Source organism: Streptomyces sp. NPDC048441 (genome assembly GCF_043200235.1).
GTDB lineage: Bacteria > Actinomycetota > Actinomycetes > Streptomycetales > Streptomycetaceae > Streptomyces.
This window is the reverse complement of the sequence record NZ_JBICXM010000005.1, coordinates 80,017-97,996: the sequence shown is the minus strand read 5'-3', so window position 1 is coordinate 97,996 and position 17,980 is coordinate 80,017. Positions and strand designations below refer to the sequence as shown.

General features: G+C 70.1%; 16 protein-coding genes. 8 read left to right on the top strand and 8 right to left on the bottom strand.

Annotated features, from left to right (window positions below):
• Positions 1 to 47: 47 nt before the first annotated feature.
• A complete protein-coding gene (gene nadA, locus ACGFSB_RS14110) occupies positions 48 to 1,244 on the top strand; it encodes a quinolinate synthase NadA (protein WP_393398254.1) in 1,197 nt (398 codons plus the stop codon).
• A gap of 97 nt (positions 1,245 to 1,341) precedes the next feature.
• On the opposite strand, the gene ACGFSB_RS14105 is transcribed toward nadA, so the two are convergent.
• From ACGFSB_RS14105 to ACGFSB_RS14085, 5 genes are all read right to left on the bottom strand, one after another.
• Positions 1,342 to 4,500 (bottom strand): efflux RND transporter permease subunit, encoded by a 3,159-nt coding sequence (locus ACGFSB_RS14105; RefSeq protein ID WP_393398252.1) that lies wholly within the window; start codon positions 4,498 to 4,500, stop codon positions 1,342 to 1,344.
• Between the two features lie 151 nt (positions 4,501 to 4,651).
• Complete coding sequence (locus tag ACGFSB_RS14100) at positions 4,652 to 5,329, bottom strand: response regulator (RefSeq protein WP_393398250.1); 678 nt, start codon at positions 5,327 to 5,329, stop codon at positions 4,652 to 4,654.
• Positions 5,326 to 6,594, bottom strand: a complete 1,269-nt coding sequence (locus tag ACGFSB_RS14095) for a sensor histidine kinase (protein ID WP_393398248.1) — start codon at positions 6,592 to 6,594, stop codon at positions 5,326 to 5,328. Before ACGFSB_RS14095 ends, ACGFSB_RS14100 begins: the two co-directional genes overlap by 4 nt.
• 555 nt (positions 6,595 to 7,149) lie before the next feature.
• Entirely contained in the window at positions 7,150 to 7,428 is a 279-nt protein-coding gene (locus ACGFSB_RS14090) for a hypothetical protein (RefSeq protein ID WP_393398246.1), read from the bottom strand.
• 26 nt (positions 7,429 to 7,454) lie between these two features.
• Positions 7,455 to 8,252 (bottom strand): PspA/IM30 family protein, encoded by a 798-nt coding sequence (locus ACGFSB_RS14085; protein ID WP_393398244.1) that lies wholly within the window; start codon positions 8,250 to 8,252, stop codon positions 7,455 to 7,457.
• Between the two features lie 279 nt (positions 8,253 to 8,531).
• On the opposite strand from ACGFSB_RS14085, the gene ACGFSB_RS14080 reads away from it, so the two are divergent.
• The 3 genes from ACGFSB_RS14080 (at position 8,532) to ACGFSB_RS14070 (ending at position 11,052) form a co-directional block, all read left to right on the top strand.
• Positions 8,532 to 9,158, top strand: coding sequence for a DUF3043 domain-containing protein (locus ACGFSB_RS14080; protein WP_393398242.1), 627 nt, complete (start codon positions 8,532 to 8,534; stop codon positions 9,156 to 9,158).
• Positions 9,159 to 9,181: 23 nt separating this feature from the next.
• On the top strand, positions 9,182 to 9,904 hold the full coding sequence (locus ACGFSB_RS14075; RefSeq protein ID WP_393398240.1) for a class I SAM-dependent methyltransferase: 723 nt from the start codon (positions 9,182 to 9,184) through the stop codon (positions 9,902 to 9,904).
• A 95-nt stretch (positions 9,905 to 9,999) separates the two neighbouring features.
• Positions 10,000 to 11,052, top strand: coding sequence for a S1C family serine protease (locus tag ACGFSB_RS14070; RefSeq protein ID WP_393398238.1), 1,053 nt, complete (start codon positions 10,000 to 10,002; stop codon positions 11,050 to 11,052).
• 70 nt (positions 11,053 to 11,122) lie between these two features.
• Here the strand turns inward: ACGFSB_RS14070 and ACGFSB_RS14065 are convergent, their stop codons facing one another.
• On the bottom strand, positions 11,123 to 11,344 hold the full coding sequence (locus ACGFSB_RS14065) for a hypothetical protein (RefSeq protein WP_393398236.1): 222 nt from the start codon (positions 11,342 to 11,344) through the stop codon (positions 11,123 to 11,125).
• 90 nt (positions 11,345 to 11,434) lie between these two features.
• On the opposite strand from ACGFSB_RS14065, the gene ACGFSB_RS14060 reads away from it, so the two are divergent.
• Positions 11,435 to 12,634 (top strand): bifunctional adenosylcobinamide kinase/adenosylcobinamide-phosphate guanylyltransferase, encoded by a 1,200-nt coding sequence (locus tag ACGFSB_RS14060; RefSeq protein WP_393398234.1) that lies wholly within the window; start codon positions 11,435 to 11,437, stop codon positions 12,632 to 12,634.
• 36 nt (positions 12,635 to 12,670) lie between these two features.
• Here ACGFSB_RS14060 and ACGFSB_RS14055 read toward each other — a convergent pair whose 3' ends face one another.
• Positions 12,671 to 13,402 (bottom strand): class I SAM-dependent methyltransferase, encoded by a 732-nt coding sequence (locus ACGFSB_RS14055; RefSeq protein ID WP_393398232.1) that lies wholly within the window; start codon positions 13,400 to 13,402, stop codon positions 12,671 to 12,673.
• Positions 13,403 to 13,561: 159 nt separating this feature from the next.
• Here ACGFSB_RS14055 and cobT point away from each other — a divergent pair, with 159 nt between their 5' ends.
• From cobT to ACGFSB_RS14040, 3 genes are read left to right on the top strand one after another with little or no spacing between them, the layout of a single operon-like run.
• Positions 13,562 to 14,674, top strand: a complete 1,113-nt coding sequence (cobT, locus tag ACGFSB_RS14050) for a nicotinate-nucleotide--dimethylbenzimidazole phosphoribosyltransferase (RefSeq protein ID WP_393398230.1) — start codon at positions 13,562 to 13,564, stop codon at positions 14,672 to 14,674.
• A gap of 56 nt (positions 14,675 to 14,730) precedes the next feature.
• The gene (locus ACGFSB_RS14045; RefSeq protein ID WP_393398228.1) at positions 14,731 to 16,479 is read left to right on the top strand and encodes a phosphatidylglycerol lysyltransferase domain-containing protein; all 1,749 of its coding nucleotides are present in this window, start codon (positions 14,731 to 14,733) and stop codon (positions 16,477 to 16,479) included.
• A complete protein-coding gene (locus ACGFSB_RS14040; protein WP_393398226.1) occupies positions 16,476 to 17,228 on the top strand; it encodes a hypothetical protein in 753 nt (250 codons plus the stop codon). The genes ACGFSB_RS14045 and ACGFSB_RS14040 overlap by 4 nt, the downstream gene beginning before the upstream one ends.
• On the opposite strand, the gene ACGFSB_RS14035 is transcribed toward ACGFSB_RS14040, so the two are convergent.
• Positions 17,174 to 17,932, bottom strand: a complete 759-nt coding sequence (locus ACGFSB_RS14035; RefSeq protein WP_393398224.1) for a hypothetical protein — start codon at positions 17,930 to 17,932, stop codon at positions 17,174 to 17,176. The genes ACGFSB_RS14040 and ACGFSB_RS14035 overlap by 55 nt on opposite strands.
• Between the last annotated feature and the right edge of the window lie 48 nt (positions 17,933 to 17,980).

Here is a 17,980-nt window from a genome sequence, read left to right as displayed (position 1 = left end):
AATTAGACGAAAAGGCTCGTCTGTAGAAGAGAAAGGGTGCGTGTCTCGTGACCACCGCCCAGTCCCCCGTGGAACTCGTGGACCTCGACGTCCAGCCGACGCCGCTCGCCCTGCTGCTGCTCGGCCGCGAGGCCGACCCCAAGAGCGAGCGCGGCGTGGAGTGCCCCGGCGATCTGCCGTCGCCCTCCGACCCCGACCTGGTGGAGCGCGCCCGCGCCGCCAAGGAGAAGCTCGGGGACAAGGTCTTCGTGCTCGGCCACCACTACCAGCGCGACGAGGTCATCCAGTTCGCGGATGTCACCGGCGACTCCTTCAAGCTGGCCAAGGACGCGGCCGCCAAGCCGGAGGCCGAGTACATCGTCTTCTGCGGTGTGCACTTCATGGCCGAGTCCGCCGACATCCTGACGGGCGACGACCAGAAGGTCGTCCTGCCCGACCTGGCCGCAGGCTGCTCGATGGCCGACATGGCCACCGCCGAGCAGGTCGCGGAGTGCTGGGACGTGCTGACCGATGCCGGGATCGCCGAGCAGGTCGTGCCCGTCTCATACATGAACTCGTCGGCCGACATCAAGGCCTTCACCGGCAAGCACGGCGGGACGATCTGCACCTCGTCCAACGCCAAGCGAGCCCTGGAGTGGGCCTTCGAGCAGGGCGAGAAGATCCTCTTCCTGCCCGACCAGCACCTCGGCCGGAACACCGCCGTCCGCGACATGGGCCTCACGCTCGAGGACTGCGTCCTCTACAACCCGCACAAGCCGAACGGCGGCCTGACGCCTCAGCAGCTGCGGGACGCGAAGGTGATCCTGTGGCGCGGGCACTGCTCGGTGCACGGGCGCTTCTCGCTGGAGTCCGTGGAGGACGTGCGCGCACGGATTCCCGGCGTCAACGTCCTGGTGCACCCCGAGTGCAAGCACGAAGTCGTGGCCGCTGCCGACTATGTGGGCTCCACGGAGCACATCATCCAGACCCTGGAGGCGGCTCCCGCCGGTTCCAAGTGGGCGATCGGGACCGAGCTGAATCTCGTACGCCGCCTGGCGAATCGTTTCGCCGCCGATGACAAGGAGATCGTCTTCCTCGACAAGACGGTCTGCTTCTGCTCGACCATGAACCGGATCGACCTGCCGCACCTGGTCTGGACGCTCGAGTCCCTGGCCGAGGGCAAGCTGGTCAACCAGATCGAGGTCGACCGGGAGACCGAGCAGTTCGCGAAGCTGGCGCTCGAGCGGATGCTGGCACTGCCGTAGGCCGTACGTGGACGGGGCGCCCCTCTGGATGAGGGGCGCCCCGTAGCCACGTAAGGGGCGCGGGGAACTGCGCGATCAGCCCCACCGGCCCACAGGCTCAGACCTGGGCCGGTTCCGGGTCGTCCGACTCGGAACCCGCCTGCGGCGAGCCCCCGGCCTTCTTGGCCCGCTTCGCCTCGCGCTTCGCGCGCCTCTTCTCCTTGCGGAGTTCCACCATCGCGTACAGCGTCGGGACGAGGAGGAGGGTCAGGAGCGTCGATGTGATCAGACCGCCGATGACCACCACCGCGAGCGGCTGGGCGATGAAGCCGCCCTCGCCCGTGATGCCGAGGGCCATCGGGAGCAGGGCGAAGATCGTCGCGAGGGCCGTCATCAGGATCGGGCGGAGCCGGTGGCGGCCGCCCTCGATGACCGCGTCGACGACGCCGTGACCCTGCCTGCGGTACTGGTTGATCAGGTCGATCAGGACGATCGCGTTGGTCACCACGATGCCGATCAGCATCAACATGCCGATCATCGCCGGGACGCCCATCGGGGTGTCCGTCGCGATCAGCAGGCCGATCGCGCCGGTGGCCGCGAACGGGATCGAGACCAGCAGGATCAGCGGCTGGATCAGCGAGCGGAACGTCGCCACGAGCAGCATGAAGACGATCGCGATCGCCGCCAGCATCGCGAGGCCCAGCGACGCGAACGCCTCGTCCTGGTCCTCGGAGACACCGCCGATGGACGCCGTGGCGCCGTCCGGCAGGTTCAGCGCGTCGAGCTTCTTGGTGAGGTCGGCGCTGACCGCGCCCGTGTTCTCGCCGGTCGGCTTCGCGGTGATCGTCGCGGCGCGCGCACCGTCGATGCGGGTCATCGAGACAGGACCGTCGGCCAGCTTGACGTCGGCGATCTCACCGAGCTTCACGGAGCCGAGGTTCAGCTTCCGCAGCTCGGCGAGCGTCTTCGCGGGCTGCGCCGACTTCACCACGACATCGCGCTCGGTGTCGTCGAGGATCGCCTTGCCGCTCTCGGTGCCGCGGACCGCCTGGGCGACGGCCTGGCCGAGGGTGGTGTCGTTGAAACCGGCTGCCGCCGCCTTGGAGTTGGCCTTGACCGAGATCCGCGGAATGCTCTGCGACAGGTCGCTCTGGACGTCCGTGACGTCGTCGATCTTCGCGACCTCGTCGCGCACCTCTTCGGACGCCTTGCGCAGCACATCCCCGTCGGCGGCCTTGACGACCACGCTCAGATCCTGGCTGCCGAAGCCGTCACCGGCCGCGATGGACGTCTGACCGATGCCGGAGAGCTTGCCGAGCTCCTCCTCGACCTTGTCCTGCGTCGTGTCGTACGAGGACTTGTCCTTGAGCGTCAGGGTGTACGAGGCCTGGTTGGTGTCCGTGGAGCCGCCGAAGGCAGCCATGAAACCGGACGAGCCGACCGTGACCTGGTAGTCCTTGATCTCGTCGAGACCGTCCAGCATCTTCTCGACCTTCTTGGCCGATGCGTTGGACGCCGCCAGGCTGGTGCCCGGCTTCAACTCCTGCTTGATGGTCAGGACTTCCTGCTCGCCCTGGTCGAAGAAGTTGGTCTTGAGGAGCGGTGCCATGCCGAACGTACCCACGAGGATCACGATCGCGATGGTGAGGCTGGTGAGGCGGCGACGGGTCGCGAAGCGCAGGACGGGGACGTAGAAGCGCTGGAGCCTGCTCTTCGCCTCCTTCTCCTCCGCCTTGCGGCGGGCCTCCTCCGGGTCGGCGCCGCGCACATCCTTGGGGGGACGCAGGAACCAGTACGAGAGGACCGGCACGACCGTCAGCGAGACGAGCAGGGACGCCAGGAGCGCCGCCGTCACCGTCAGCGAGAAGGAGCCGAAGAGCTCGCCCACCATGCCGCCGACCAGGCCGATGGGGAGGAATACCGCGACCGTGGTCAAGGTCGAGGACGTCACGGCGCCCGCGACCTCCTTGACCGCCTTGATGATCGCGGCCTCGCGCTCCTCGCCGTAGCCGAGGTGGCGCTTGATGTTCTCCAGGACCACGATCGAGTCGTCGACGACCCGGCCGATGGCGATGGTCAGCGCGCCGAGCGTGAGCATGTTGAGGGAGAGGTCCCTCGTCCACAGCACGATCAGGGCGAGGACGACCGAGAGCGGGATGGAGACCGCGGTGACCAGCGTCGAGCGGATCGACGCCAGGAAGACCAGGATGATCAGGACCGCGAAGACCAGGCCGAGCGCGCCCTCCGTGGTGAGGCCCTCGATGGACTTGGAGACGGCCGGGCCCTGGTCGCTCGCGACGGTCAGGTCCGATCCGGCCCCCAGGTCCTTGCGCAGGTCGGGCAGCTTGTCCTTGACCGCGTCGGAGATGGCGACGGCGCTGCCGTCCTGGTCCATGGTGATCGAGAGGGCCAGGCTGGGCTTGCCGTTCGTCCGTGTGATGGACGTGGCGTCCGACGGCTGCTGCTTCACCGTGGCGAGGTCACCGAGGCGCACCGGCTTGCCCTTGCCCGCGCCCGCCGGGGAACCCGGCTTGGCCTCGGGGGTGACCATCAGGTCCTGGATCTGCTTCAGCGATGTGTAGCCGCCGCCGACCTGGACGGTGCGGTTCTTGCCGTCCTCGTCGAAGGAGCCCGCGGGGAGCGTGGCGCCGCCTGCCTGGAGCGCCTGGCCGAGCGCGGCCGGGGTCAGGCCCGCCTTCGCCAGCTTCTTGTCGTCGGGGGTGACATCGACCTGGAGGTCGCGCACGCCGTCGACGGTGACCTGGCCTACGCCGTCGATGTCCTCGAGGACGGGGACGACCGTGCGGTCGAGCCGGTCCGAGAGCGCCTGCTGGTCCTTGTCGGAGGTGACGGAGAGGACCACGGTGGGGATGTCGTCCGTGGAGCCCGCGATGACCTGCGGGTCGACGTCGTCGGGGAGTTCGGCCCCGGCGCGGTTCACGGCCTGCTGGACATCGGCGACGAGCTGCTTGGAGCCGCTGCCGTAGTCGAACTGGGCCATGATCACGGCGTTGCCCTCGCTCGCCGTGGAGGTGATGCCGGTGATGCCGTCGACCGCGTCGATCGAGGATTCGAGGGGTTCGACGACCTGCTTTTCGACCACATCGGGGGACGCGCCCTGGTAAGGGGCCAGGACGGACACCATCGGGAGTTCGATGGAGGGCAGCAGCTGCTGCTTGAGCTGAGGGATCGCGATCGCGCCGAAGACGAGGGCGATGATCGATATCAGCCCGACAAGGGCCCGTTGGGCGAGGCTGAAGCGGGACAGCCAGGACATGGTGGTCTCTCTCTGTGGCGTACTGCGCAGGAACGGGCACCGGCAGGTCGGTGCCTCCTACACGATCTGCCATGTCCAAGGCAGGAATCGTCACTCCGAGGACCCGTTCTTATGTCGCACATACTGCGGGCGCAGTACATCGCCCCCGCGCTCACTCCACCCTTGGACGTACCAGGCCGGATTCGTACGCGATGACGACGAGCTGTGCCCGGTCACGGGCGCCCAGCTTCGCCATCGCGCGGTTCACATGGGTCTTCACGGTGAGCGGGCTGACCGAGAGCCGCTCGGCGATCTCGTCGTTCGAATGCCCGCCCGCGACCTGGACGAGGACCTCGCGCTCGCGCACGGTGAGCGCGTCGAGCCGCTCGCTGCGCACCCCGTCGCCGTCCGAACTGTCGCCCTGCGCGAGGAACTTGGCGATCAGACCCTTCGTCGCCGCCGGGGAGAGCAGGGCGTCGCCGGCCGCCGCGATCCGGATCGCGCCGAGCAGTTCGTCCGGCTCCGCGCCCTTGCCGAGGAAGCCGGAGGCACCGGCGCGCAGCGACTGCACCACGTACTCGTCGACCTCGAAGGTCGTCAGCATGACCACGCGTACGTGGGCCAGGGCGGGGTCGGCACTGATGAGGCGGGTGGCGGCGAGACCGTCCGTGCCGGGCATCCGGATGTCCATGAGCACGACATCGGCGGCCTGCGACCTGGCGAGCTCGACGGCCTCCGCGCCGTCCGACGCCTCGGCGACGACCTCCATGTCCGGCTCCGAATTGACGAGCACCTTGAACGCGCTGCGCAGCAGTGCCTGGTCGTCCGCGAGCAGCACCCGGATCGTCACGCGGTCCCTCCCTCTGCCGGGCTGACCGGCTTCGACGTGACCGGCAGGATCGCATGGACGCGGAAACCGCCGCCGTAGCGGGGTCCCGCGGTGCAGCGGCCGTTGACCGCGCTGACGCGCTCGCGCATACCGAGGAGGCCGTGCCCGCCGCCTTCGCTCTCCCCGGTGCTCGGTTTCCTGTCGCCCGCGTTCTTTTCGCCCGCGTTCTTTTCGCCCGCGCCGTCGTCCAGGATCGTGACCTCGACGTTCGGTCCTACGCGGACGACGCTGACCTCGGCCTTGGCGCCCGACCCCGCGTGCTTCTGCACGTTCGTGAGGGCCTCCTGGATGATGCGGTAGGCGGCCAGGTCGACTCCGGCGGGCAGCTGCGCCGCCGCGTCGCCGCAGGTCACCTCCACGGGGAGGCCCGCGTGCCGGAAGGTGTCGACGAGGTCGTCGAGACGGGCCAGGCCAGGGGCCGGTTCGGTGGGCGCCTCGGGATCGCCGGTCTGCCTCAACAGGCCCACAGTGGCACGGAGTTCATTGAGCGCGGAGCGGCTGGCGTCCCGTACGTGAGAGAGGGCTTCCTTGGCCTGGTCGGGCCGCTTGTCCATGACATGGGCCGCCACCCCTGCCTGCACGTTGACCAGGGCGATGTGGTGGGCGACGACGTCGTGCAGATCGCGGGCGATGCGGAGCCGCTCCTCGGCGACGCGCCGTCTCGCCTCTTCCTCACGGGTACGTTCCGCGCGCTCGGCACGCTCCCTGATGGCGTCCACGAAGGCCCGCCGACTGCGGACGGCGTCGCCCGCCGCGGTGGCCATGCCGGTCCAGGCGAAGATGCCGAGGTTCTCCTGGGCGTACCAGGGCAGGGGGCCCGCCAGCATCGCGACCCCGGTGAGACCCGTGATGGTGACCGCGCCTATGCGCCACGTGGTGGGGCGGTCGGTGGTGGCGGCGACGGTGTAGAGCGCGATGACCGCGCTCATGACGACGGCGCCCCGGAACTCGCCCGTGACCAGGTCGAGGACGGACACCGCGCCGGTCGCGGCGAGCACGATGCGGGGGGCTCTGCGGCGGAAGACCAGCGCGGCGGCGCCGAGCAGCATCAGGACGACGCTCAGCGTGCCCGGGGTGCGGGTGCCCCAACGGGGGCCGCCGTCATGGGCGTACGGCTCGACGAAGGAGCTGGTGACCATGCAGACAAGTACGGCCGCGGCGAGGGCGGCGTCCACGGCCAGGGGATGCTCCTTGGCCCAACAGCGGCCTCGCACGAGAGTGGTCACACCTTGAACGGTACGGGGCCCTGCGGGCTGCGGGGACCGGTCTTGCGGCACCGCCCTGCGGTTCGGCGCCGCCACCGGGGCTTGCCGCCCGGCCTTGGGTGCGCTGACCCCTGCCGGGGCTTGCCGACCAGCCCTCGGTGCACTGACCCGTGCCGGGGCTTGCCGCCCAGCCCTCGGTGCACTGACCCGTGCCGGGGCTTGCCGCCCAGCCCTCGGTGCACTGACCCGTGCCGGGGCTTGCCGACCAGCCCTCGGTGCGCTGACCCGTGCCGGGGCTTGCCGACCAGCCCTCGGTGCACTGACCCGTGCCGGGGCGTGGTGGTCCTGTCCCGGCGCTTCGCGCCGGATCTTTCCCGCCCACCCGCCCGTTTGCCCCGCATCGGGTTCCGCAGCCCGCCCGAGCACCGCCGGGTAATCGGGCGGGTGGGTGGGACACATCCGGCGCGAAGCGTCGGGACAGGACGGCCGTGCGGACGGAGCTCAGCCCAGCTCTGGCGCGAAGCTGCGCTCAGCCGAGAGCCAGGCGTCGCCGCCGCAAAAGGCCCCCGGCCAGGACTAGCCGGGGATCAGCCCGTCATCGCTCAGCATCTCGCGGACCTCGTCCAGCGTCGCCTCCGGGGACGGGAGGATCAGCTCGGAGGGTTCAAGGGCGTCGTCGGGCAACGGAGTGCCCAGCTGCCGGACCTTGTCCAGCAGCGCCGTCAGCGTCCGGCGAAAGCCGGACTCGTCGCCGCTCTCCATCTCGGCGAGCAACTCGTCGTCCAGCTTGTTCAGTTCGGTGAAGTGGCTGTCGGCCAGCTCCACCTGCCCCTCCCCCATGATCCGTACGATCATGTCGCCCTCCTCGGACGTGAGCGGTGTTACTGCTTGTCGAAGCGCGGAGTGTCCTGCGGCGTCGGCGTCTGGGACTGTCCCTGACCCGGCTCGATGGCCTGCTTCGGCGTCGCCGAAGAGCCACCCGCCAGTTCCGCCTTCATCCGCTGCAGTTCCAGCTCTACATCAGTACCACCGGAGAGGCGATCCAGCTCGGACTGGATGTCGTCCTTGGCGAGCCCGGAGGAGTCGTCGAGGGCGCCGGAGGCGAGGAGTTCGTCGATCGCGCCGGCCCGCGCCTGGAGCTGCGCGGTCTTGTCCTCGGCACGCTGAATCGCCATGCCGACGTCGCCCATCTCCTCGGAGATGCCGGAGAAGGCCTCGCCGATCCGGGTCTGCGCCTGCGCCGCGGTGTACGTGGCCTTGATCGTTTCCTTCTTCGTACGGAAGGCGTCGACCTTGGCCTGGAGGCGCTGCGCCGCCAGGGTGAGCTTCTCCTCCTCGCCCTGGAGCGTCTGGTGCTGTGTCTCCAGGTCGGTCACCTGCTGCTGGAGCGCCGCACGGCGTGAAAGCGCCTCGCGTGCGAGGTCCTCACGGCCGAGGGCAAGCGCCTTGCGGCCCTGGTCCTCCAGGGTGGAGGACTGCTTCTGGAGCTGGCTCAACTGCAGCTCGAGGCGCTTGCGCGAGGTCGCCACATCGGCGACACCGCGGCGCACCTTCTGCAACAGCTCGAGCTGTTTCTGGTACGAGTAATCGAGGGTTTCGCGCGGATCCTCGGCCCGGTCAAGGGCCTTGTTCGCCTTCGCGCGGAAGATCATCCCCATACGCTTCATGACACCGCTCATGGGCTTCGCGCGCCCCCTTCTGACGACTTCCAGCTCTCAGGTACTGCAACAGAACCCACAGTACGGGCCCTGCATCCATTACCGCACTGTTCGCGGGCGGATGCGCTCATCCCCAAGGACGACTGCGTCCCGCTCCGCTCCGGCGTAGGGAGTAGGTGCACCCCCGGGAACCGCCCGGGAACCGACGGGGAAGCGCCGGCAAACCGCCCGGAACGTCCCCCTAGGCACATAATCAAGACGCCCGGTGTTGCCGGATCGTTCCCCGTCCGGCGAAGGTCCATGCGTCAGCACCCCGTACCCTTGGGTTTTGTGTTCCGTAGCCGATCCAAGGACGAGAAGGCCCCGGCGAGCAAAGCCCCGGTGACCGACTCCCAGCAGCCCCGTGACCCCGAGGCCCCCAAGGGCCGCCCCACGCCCAAGCGCAGTGAGGCCCAGACCCAGCGCCGCAGCGTGGCCAACACGCCTGCGACGCGCAAGGAGGCGGCGAAGCGGCAGCGCAGTGATCGCCGCGTCCAGATGGACAAGCAGCGCCAGGCGCTCGCCAGCGGTGACGAGCGCTATCTGCCCGCCCGCGACAAGGGCCCCGTGCGCAAGTTCGCGCGTGACTTCGTGGACTCGCGGTTCTGCATCGCCGAGTTCTTCCTGCCCCTCGCCGTGATCATCCTCGTACTGAGCATGGTCCGGATCCCGCAGCTGCAGAACATCGCGCTGCTGCTCTGGCTCTTCGTGATCGTCCTGATCATCGTGGACTCGGTGGCGACGGCGATCCGTCTGAAGAAGCGCCTGAACGAGCGCTTCCCGAGCGAGAGCAAGAAGGGCGCGGTCGCCTACGCCCTGATGCGTACGCTCCAGATGCGCCGCCTCAGGCTCCCGAAGCCGCAGGTCAAGCGCGGAGAGCGGCCCTGAGCCTGCCGCGCCTGCGCGATGCCGTGCGTCAGGAGCTCGTGGCCCGGCAGCTCGATGAGCAGATAGCCGCGCGCTTCCCCGTGGGGCAGCGGCTGCGCGTGCTCGATGTCGGCATGGAGCGCGGCGCGCAGTCGTTGCGGCTCGCTCGCGCCGGTCACAAGGTGACCGGCGTCGAGCAGGATCCCGGCCTGGTGGCCGCCGCTCGTGCCGCGCTCGCCGCGGAGCCCGAGGGGATCCGGGGGCGGGTACGGATCATCGAGGGCGACGGGCGGGACACGGGGGTTCATTTCCTGCCCGGGAGCTTCGACGTCGTGCTCTGTCATGGCGGCCTGATGCAGGTGGAGGAGCCGGACGCGCTGCTCGCGGGGCTCGCTCGGATGCTGGCGCCCGGGGGGCTCCTCTCGCTGCTCGTCAGGAACGCGGAGTCCGTGGCCATGCGGCCGGGGCTCGGCGGGGACTGGAGCGGGGCGCTTGCCGCCTTCGACGCCGATACGGATCGGGACGAGCCCGGTGCCGCCGTGCGTGCGGCCAGGATCGATACGGTGTCCGCCTCGCTCGCGGGGATCGCGGCGCCGTTGCACGCCTGGTACGGGGTGCGGGTCTTCACCGATGTCGCGGCGGACGACGCGGCTGCGCCGGGGGACGCGGAGTGGGGGGCGCTGCTGGCTGCCGAGGAGCGGGCCGGGCGTACTGATCCCTATCGACGGGTGGCCGCGTTGCTGCACGTCTGTGGTGTGCGGGACTGACCGAGCCGCCGCTTCGCGGCGGATGTTTCCCGCCCACCCACTCGATTGCCCCGCAATTCAGGGCGCCGTATGGGGGCGAAAGCGACACTCGGGGCATGAATGCCTCGCGTACCCGTGCCGTCACCGTGACCGCCTCCCTTGCCGCCGCACTCATCGTCGCGGGCTGCTCAAGCCCCGGTTCCGGGGACTCCGGTGAATCCACCACTCAAGCCGCGCCCATGGCGAAGGGCGACCTCCAGGACGGCTACCAGCAGGTGATCAAGGACGTCCTGCCGTCGGTCGTACAGATCGACGCATCCGACAGTCTCGGCTCCGGCGTCGTCTACGACGACAAGGGCCATATCGTCACCAACGCCCATGTCGTGGGCAAGGAAAAGAACTTCAAGGTGACGACGGCCACCGGCGAGCAGACGCTCGGCGCGAAGCTCGTGGCCGCGTATCCCGAGCAGGATCTCGCCGTCATCAAGCTCGACAACGTGCCCAGCGGGCTCAAGGCCGCGAAGTTCGGTGACTCCGAGAAGGCCGAGGTCGGGCAGATCGTGCTCGCCATGGGTTCGCCGCTCGGCCTGTCGTCAAGCGTCACGCAGGGCATCGTCTCCGCGACCGGCAGGACCGTCAGCGAAGGCCGCACCGGCGGGGCCACAGGGGCGACCATCGCGAACATGGTGCAGACGTCCGCCGCCATCAACCCGGGCAACAGCGGCGGCGCCCTGGTCAATCTCGACAGCGAGGTCATCGGCATTCCGACGCTCGCCGCGACCGACCCGGACATGGGCGACAGCGCGGCGCCCGGCATCGGCTTCGCGATCCCGTCCACGATGGTGAAGACGGTCGCCGACCAGATCATCAAGGACGGCAAGGTCACCGACTCGGGCCGGGCCGCCCTCGGCATCACGGGACGTACGGTCCTCGGTGACGACTACAAGCCCGCGGGCGTGGCCGTCGTCGAGGCGCGGAAGGGCGGCGGGGCGGCCGATGCGGGCATCGAGGCGGGCGACATCATCACCAAGGTGGGCGATGCCGACATCACCACGATCACCTCGCTCTCCGAGGTCCTCGCCGGGGAGAAGCCGGGCGACAAGGCGAAGGTGACGTACACACGCGACGGCGCCGACAAGACCGCCGACGTCACGCTGGGCGAAATTTAGGGGCGGAGAGGCAGGAACGCCGCGAGGGGGTGGCCGCCGGTGCGGCCACCCCCTCGCGTTCAGGCGTCACTCATCCCTGCGCCGCGTCCTCCGCGTGCAGGCTCATCGGCCCATAGATCTTGTTCGTGTCCTCGAAGAGCGACACCTGGTCGGCGCCGCCTTCCGCGAGCTCTTTCCAGTACTCGCCGACCCAGGACTCCGCGTCCCCCTGAGTCGTGAACTCTTCCGGCGTCAGAGCGGGCTGGACCTCAGTCCCGTCCGCCTTCTCGAACCGCCAAATCCATGCCGTCATGCCAGCCTCCCGATGGTCCGACAGCTGTGTGAAGCCGCTTGAAGCCTAGCCGGGCGAGCGCCGCTCGCGGCGACGCGGGAGGATCTTCTCGTGGAACTGACTCTGCTCGGCACCGGTGCCCCTGAAGGCCTGCCCCGTCCCGGCTGCCCCTGCGCGGCCTGTGCGACCGCGCTCGGCGGCGCCACGCGCGGCGCGACGGCGCTCCTGGTGGACGGCGTCCTGCTGCTCGACCTCACCCCTGGTGCCGCCTTCGCGGCCGCCCGCGCCGGGCACTCGCTCGGCGGCGTACGCCAGGTTCTGCTCTCCCATCCGCACGAAGGACCCTCGGTGGAGGTCCCGGCCGGTCTTCCGCAGCCGGGCCGGGTGCCCGACGGGCGGGAGCTCGCGCTCCTGACCGGGCACCGGGTACGCGCGGTGGCGATGGACCATCCGGGCACGGGGTACGAGGTGGTGGGTCCCGGCGGCGAGCGGCTGCTGTACCTGCCGCCGGGCGGTGCTCCCGCCGGGGTCCCGGACGGACATCCCGCCTACGAGATGGTTGTCGCCGATGTCATCGGGCGTCCCGACGGACTCGCGCGGCTCCGGGCGGCAGGGGCGATCGGGCCGACCACGGACGTCGTCGCCGTCCACCTGGACCATGAGGTGCCGCCCGGCGCGGAGCTGACCCGCAGGCTGGCCGCGGCCGGTGCGCGGGCCGTGCCGGACGGGACGACGCTGGTGGTCGGCGCCTACGAGGACGTACCGGACGTGCCGCGCCGCACCCTCGTGCTCGGCGGCGCCAGGTCAGGGAAGTCGGTGGAGGCCGAGCGGCGGCTCGAAGCCTTCCCCGAAGTGCTGTACGTGGCGACGGGCGGGACCAGGAACGGCGACGCCGAGTGGGCGGACCGGGTGAGCGCCCACCGTGAGCGGCGCCCCGGGTCGTGGAGCACCACCGAGACCTGCGACCTGGTGCCCCTGCTCACCGAGCACGGGCCCCCGCTGCTCATCGACTGCCTTTCGCTGTGGCTGACGTACGCCATGGACGAGGTGAACGCGTGGGACGACGACGAATGGGCGGGCGGCGGCGAGCGGGCGCTGCGCAAGCGGATCGCCGAACTCACGGACGCGGTGCGCGCGACGCGGCGTACGGTCGTGGCCGTCTCGAACGAGGTCGGCTCCGGCATCGTCCCCGCGACCGCGTCCGGCCGCCGCTACCGCGATGAACTGGGCCGTCTGAACGCGGCGTTCGCTGCGGAGTGCGAGCACGTGATCATGGTCGTGGCGGGGCAGGCGGTCGTCCTGCGGGGCTGATGAGGCTAATGAAGATGATGAGGGTGATGAGGCTGGTTACGGGTTCCTGCGGGCGATGACTCGGTGGGCGTTGGAGAACCGGGTGCGGCTGACGACAGGGGCGAGCAGGCGGTCGGCCAGGGCCGCGGCGGCGAGGAGCGGGGCCGCGACGCGGGCCGTGGCACGGACGCGGCCGAGGACGGCGGCGAGGCCCGCCGTCAGGTCGAGCGGGATGTGCGCCTCGCGCCGGTCGGTGGCGACGACGGTGTAGCCGAGGCTCTCGAGATCGCGGCACAGTGCGGTGATCGGGATGCGGTGGTGGGGTTCGGGTCCGAGCCGGCCCTTGTCGAGGAATCCGGCGTACCGGCTCTCCGGGACGGGGACCTCGATCATCAGATGGCCGCCGGGGCGCAACACCGTGCGGGCGGCGATGAGTTCGATGCGCGGGTCGGCGCTGCGCTCCAGGTAGTGGAACATGCTGAGCGCGTCGTAGCGCCCCGCGAGCTTCGGTGCCAGATCGGCGAGGAGCCCACGGTGGGCCTCCTCCACGCGGCCTGCTCCGCGGCCCTCTTCCACGCGCTCGGTGAGGTCGAGGCCGTCGAAGGCGGTGTACGGGTGCACCTGCTGTGCGGCGGCGGGGAAGTGCCCGTGTCCGGTGTCGATGTCGAGCCAGCTCTCGGGCTCGGCGACCCGGCCCATCGCACGGGCGCGTGCCCGGTGGCGGCGGGTGGCCCGCGGGACGTCGAAGATCTTCTCGGCCTGGGTGGCGGCGGCCTGAGCGGCGTCCATGGGCGTGGCGGGCTCCTCTGTCGGGCAGTGCGGGCGTGCCTGGACAAAGGGCACGACAACTCGGTTCAGACGGTACGTAACGGATCATCGGCACCGGCGTAACGACACCGTGCCGGGCCGTCCGATCCGCGGCCTGACCCTGCCGGTACTGTTCGGCGAATGAGCTCGCTGAATCTCGATGACTTCACGGACCTGATCGAGCGGCCCGACGGCGGAATACGCCGCGACGCCGAGGAGCGCAGGGAGCGGCAGAGCGTGCCGCCCGGGGCACTCGGCCGCCTCGACGAGCTGGCGGAGTGGCTTTCCGCGGCCCAGTCATCGGTGCCCGTCAAGCCGGTCGAGCGCCCGCGCGTGGTCCTGTTCGCGGGCGACCACGGGGTCGCCCGCCTCGATGTGTCCGCGAGGCCCGCGGGCAGCGCGGCCGAGCTCGTCCGCTCCACACTCTCCGGCGCGAGCCCCGTCGCCGTCCTCGCGCGCCGCCTCGACGTGCCCGTCCGGGTCGTCGACATGGCCCTGGACTGCGACCCGGCCGACCTTCCCGCGCAGGTGGCGGGGCACCGGGTGCGGCGCGGCTCGGGTCGCGTCGACATCGAGGACGCGCTGACGGCCGACGAGGCCGAGGCCGCGGTGCGGGCCGGGATGGCCGTCGCCGACGAGGAGGCGGACTCCGGGACCGACCTGGTCGTACTCGGCGATGTGAGCGTCGGAGGGACCACGCCCGCGGCGACGCTGGTCGCCGCGCTGTGCGGGACCGACGCGTCGGTGGTCACCGGGCGGGGCGGTTCACCGATCGACGACCTGGCGTGGATGCGTAAGTGCGCGGCGGTCAGGGATTCTCTGCGGCGCGCCCGGCCCGTCCTCGGGGATCAGCTGGAGCTGCTCGCGACCGTGGGCGGGGCGGACATCGCCGCCATGACCGGGTTCCTGTTGCAGTGTGCGGTGCGGCGTACGCCGGTCATCCTTGACGGCGTGGTCGCATCGGCCGCGGCCCTTGTCGCCCAGCGGGTCGCCTTCCGGGCGCCGGACTGGTGGCTCGCGGGGCACAGCAGCGGGGAGCCCGCGCAGGCCAAGGCGCTGGACCGGATGGCGCTCGATCCGGTCCTTGAGCAGGGCGTGCAGGTGGGCGAGGGGCTCGGCGCGCTGCTCGCCCTGCCGCTGGTGCGGGCCGCGGCCGCGCTTTCGGCTGAGCTGCCGGAAGTTGAGGTTGAGGTCGAAGTTGAGGTCGAGGCCGAGGTCGACGCTGAGCCTGGCGCCCAGCCCGAAGCCGAGTAGAGGCGCGGCTGGATACAGCCGGAGTTGGCCCGGCATGGCCCATATGATCCCTTTTCATGGGAGACGAGCAATCTGTTGCCGGGCGCCGTCAGCGTGTCGCCGCAGCCTTTAGTGTCTGGTACCTCCGCGCCGTAACCTTCATCAACTTTCTGAGCGCGGTCTGGGTCTCCCTCGGGCAGGATCTGCGGCGGCACAACACCGAGAACTACTTCACGCCATATCTGCTCACCGCGGGCTTCGCCTCCGGTGCGTTCACGATGTTCCTGGCGATCACGATGCGCCGCCGCAAACGCGCCGCCTGGATTCTCAACCTCGTACTCAGTGGGCTCTTCCTGCTCCTCCTCGCGTTCGCGATGATCTTCCCGGAGATCCGCCAGTACGCGCAGAACTGGATCTCCCTCGCCCTCACCGCCGCCTTCGTCGGCTCGCTGATCATCGGACGCCGGGAGTTCTACGCCAAGGGCGACCGCTCCAATCCGAAGCTCGCCGCGGCCGTCGCCGTCGGCGGTCTTCTGGTGACCTCGCTGGTCGCCGCGCTCCTGGTCACCGTCACCAACCGCGCGCACGACGACTTCCGTTCGTCCTTCATCGACCGCTGGCGCTACGGCACGATGCGCCTGGTCTCGCTGGCCGCCGACGACAAGCGGTTCGAGGGCATCACCACGCCCGGCTGGGTCAACGTCACCATCAACGGGCTCAGCACGCTTCTCCTCCTGGCCGTCCTGTACGCCGCGTTCCGCTCGCGCAGGGCGGTCGATCCGCTCACCGAGGAGGACGAGCGGGGGCTGCACAGGCTGCTCGACAAGTACGGCGAGCGCGACTCGCTCGGCTACTTCGCGCTGCGCCGTGAGAAGAGCGTCGTGTGGTCGCCGAGCGGCAAGGCGGCGGTCGCCTACCGGGTGGTCGGGGGCGTCTCACTGGCCTCCGGCGATCCCATCGGCGACCCGGAGGCCTGGCCCGGCGCCATCGAGCCCTGGCTCGCCGACGCGCGCGAGCACGGGTGGCTGCCTGCCGTGATGGGCGCGAGCGAGGAGGCCGGGACTATTTACGCCCGGCATGGCCTCGATGCGCTTGAGCTGGGCGACGAAGCGATTGTCGAGATCGCGGAGTTCACTCTGGAGGGGCGGGCCATGCGGACCGTCCGTCAGGCGTACAACCGGGTCAAGCGGGCCGGTTATGAGGTGCGGATCCGCCGTCATGAAGACATTCCGGCGGATGAGATGACCTACCTGCTCGAGCGTGCCGACGACTGGCGTGACGGGGCCACCGAACGCGGCTTCTCCATGGCTCTCGGGCGGCTCGGAGATCCCGCCGACGGGCGGTGCGTGATGCTCGAATGCACGGACGGGGAGGGGCAGTTGCGGGCTGTCCTGTCCTTCGTGCCGTGGGGGCCCCGGGGGCTCTCGCTTGATCTGATGCGGCGCGATCGCGGCTCCGAGAACGGGCTGATGGAGTTCATGGTCATCGAGCTGCTCCAGCGCGCGGCCGAGATCGGGATCACTCAGGTGTCGCTCAACTTCGCGATGTTCAGGTCGGTCTTCGAACGTGGCTCGCGGCTCGGCGCGGGCCCTGTCCTGCGGTTGTGGCGTTCGCTGCTCAGCTTCTTCTCGAAGTGGTGGCAGATCGAATCGCTGTACCGCGCCAACGCGAAGTACCGGCCGATCTGGGAGCCCCGCTTCCTGCTCTTCGAGAAGAGCGGTGACCTGCCGCGCATCGGCATCGCGTCGGCCCGCGCGGAGGGCTTCCTGGAGGCGCCGGGCCTGCCGAAGTGGCTGCACCGCAAGCATCTGGAGTCCCGTAGATGAGTTTCCTGGCCATTGGCCGGCCGCCGCGGCCGCCCCGCCTTACGCCCCTGGCGCGGCTGGCCCGTCTGGCGCGTGCCGAGTGGGGCTCTCTTTACGACCTGTACGGCACCGTGCGCGACGGAATCGTCTCCCGGCGGTGGCGGGCCGCCCCGATGACGCTGGCGGCGGTCTGTCTCACCGCCCTCTTCCAGTTCGTGCAGAACCAGTCCTGGGGCTATCAGTTCGTCCAGAACATCGGCTCCGTACGGGCCGAGGACCCGCTCTGGCTCGCCCTGCTCCGCACCCCGCTCTCCCTCTTCGTACCCGCGCTCGACCTGCCCGTCTGGGGTGCGCTCGCGCAGATCCTGCTGGTGTTCGGCATCGCGGAGATCTGCGTCGGCTGGTGGCGCACGCTCGTCGTCGGCTACGCGGCGACCCTCGCGGGCACGCTCTACGCGCGCGTGGGCATCGAGTGGGGGCCCGGCAACCCGCTGGGGCTCCCGGCCTCGGACGCCCAGGTCGTCGACACCGGTCCGTCCGCCGCCGTCGTCGGGCTCGCGGTCTACGTGTGCTGGCGCCACCGGGCCTGGTTCACGGCCGGACTCGTGATCGCCGTGATGGTCGTCGAAGTGCTCGTCAAGAACAACCTCGCGGGCAAGGAGCACGTGGCCGCGATCGCGGCGGTGGTCGTGCTGTGCGTCTGCTCGACGGTGCTTCAGCGGCGCGGGCGGGCGAGTTCCGGGTCGGGTTTGCCGCCGATCCAGTCCTGAACCTTGCGGCGCGGGCCTGCCCAGCGACGATCGTGGTGAAAGGCGCGCAGGCCCGCTCGGGCTCGGGCGCGGTGCCGGTTGCGGTAGAAGCGTCTGGCCCATGCCGATCCGGGGCGGGCGAGGCGGACCGCACCCACGATCGCCACGAGCGGGATCACCATGCCGATGAGGGCTGTCCGCAGCTTTCCCTTGGCCAGGGCGACCAGGGCGAAGCAGCAGTTGACGGCGACGTTCAGGGCGAGGCCCGCGCGGTTGCTCCGCTCATCGGGCGTCAGGTCGTTCACGCCGAACGGGGTGAAGCCGGTGAGCACGAGGACGACCAGGGCCGCCGTGAGCATCACGACCTCGACGCTCTTGCGGCCCTGCTCGCTCCAGTAGACGTCGTCGAGGTAGAGGATCAGCGCGAACTCGTCGAGTACGAGGCCGGCGCCGACGCCGAAGAAGACCGCCGCGAGCATCGAGGCGAGGCCGTGGCTGCCTGCGGCGACCGCCCAGAAACCGCCTACGAGCATGAGGAAGATGCCGGGTACGACGTGATGGATGTGCACGTCGCCGGAGCTGATGTTCCGGAAGGGGCCCTTTCCGGCACGGATGAGGCGCGTGATGGTGCGGGTGACGAGGAACGAGCCCACGAAGGAGAGCAGGGCCAGGAGGAGCGGGAGCTTCCCTGGCTCCACGATGTTCCGGTACCACCAGTCACCCATGGGGCCATCCTCGGGCGCGAGCGGGTGCGCCGCACCTGCGGATGCCCC